Consider the following 1033-nt stretch of genomic DNA (forward strand, 5'->3'; position numbering starts at 1 on the left):
TGCTGATTCTGTGCCCGCTGGCACTGAGCGGTCTTCCCAGGTCCGGGCACGGGACCGCGCCGCGCTGCGCACCATCAAGGAACTCGCAGAGAAGGAAGGCCAGCTGGCCGGCGGAGGGCCGCCCACGCGACGCCAGTTGAGGCTTTTGGAGCTGGCGACCGAAACGGCCCCGGCCACCCAGGCCAACACCATTGTCCCGGTGTCGCCGCGGACCCGGGCCACCCCGGTGGTTCCCCCGGCCCCGAAGGATGCCGCCTCCAAGGACGCCGCCCCGAAGGGCGCCGCCGCGAAGGACGCTGCTCCGGCTGGGGCGGCCGCCCCGGCGCCCAAGGCTCCCGCGGCCGACGGCGCCGGACCGGGCGGGGCGACGCCCGAGGGCATGACCGTGGAGCAGGCGCTGGCCGCCCGCGAACTCCTCGCGGAGCAGGCCAAGAACCAAGTGGCCAAGATGGAACACATTGCGGCCACGGATCCGGATGCCGTTGATCCGGCCGTCCTGGCCGAGCAGATCGCCCTCGCCGAGCGTGCCGCGATCCTGAACCGCCGCGCCGCCGCCAAGCAGAAGCTTGCCGAACAAAACAGTCAGCCGGCGGCGCCCCGCAACGATCCGACCACGGCCAACAACCTGGCCATGGTCACACCCTTGGAATTCGAGAAGGTTCCCGGCGTGGAGCGGCCCGTCATGAAGCGCCCTGCCACGTCGTACGTTCCGGTTGTCACCAACCCGGGTCCGCGCGTGGACGCGCCACGGAAACCCGGCCTGCGGCGGCCGGGCATCTCCCGCCAGAAGGCCGCAGGTCCCGCGACGGGTTCTGCCGCTGGCAGGGCCGGCGTCCTGGCCCGCGCGGAGGCAGCCGCAAAAGCCGGAAGGGCTAGGCCTGCAAACGCGGCAAACGCTGCAAACGCGGCAAACGCTGCAAACGCGGCGGGGGAGGCCGAGGAAAGACTCGTGGGCGGGGAACCCGTGGCCGCGAATGCCGCCTACGGGCTCGAACCCCTGGATGCCGCTACCGCCGGACTCGGCCGGGCGCGC

The 1033-nt window shown here is 72.4% G+C and carries 1 protein-coding gene; it reads left to right on the top strand.

Translation table 11 applies throughout. The features are described from left to right. The coding region (locus LQV45_RS35405; protein WP_230012726.1) for a hypothetical protein at nt 1–1033 on the top strand (1033 nt) is incomplete at both ends.

The organism is Microbacterium sp. Bi128 (assembly GCF_918698205.1).